At 41.0% G+C, this 229-nt stretch carries 1 rRNA gene; it reads left to right on the top strand.

Going from position 1 to position 229, the window contains the following annotated elements:
* The first annotated feature begins 91 nt into the window (after positions 1-91).
* Positions 92-207: ribosomal RNA gene (gene rrf / locus AB4589_RS25315) — 5S ribosomal RNA — on the top strand.
* Positions 208-229 lie beyond the last annotated feature (22 nt).

Here is a 229-nt window from a genome sequence, read left to right as displayed (position 1 = left end):
CTTGAATGAGTTTGAAGAGATACTTTTAGATTAGCTTTCCGAATTATTTTGCCTTCAGTTTTTTAAAAACTGAAAGTAAAAGCAAAATTTGCTTGGCGACCATAGCATTGTGGACCCACCTGATTCCATGCCGAACTCAGAAGTGAAACACAATAGCGCCGATGGTAGTGTGGGGCTTCCCCATGTGAGAGTAGGACATCGCCAGGCTTTAATTTCGACTTTGTCTATT

It is taken from the genome of Vibrio sp. 10N.222.49.A3, assembly GCF_041475145.1.
GTDB lineage: Bacteria > Pseudomonadota > Gammaproteobacteria > Enterobacterales > Vibrionaceae > Vibrio > Vibrio tasmaniensis_A.
This window is presented reverse-complemented; position numbering and strand designations above follow the sequence as displayed.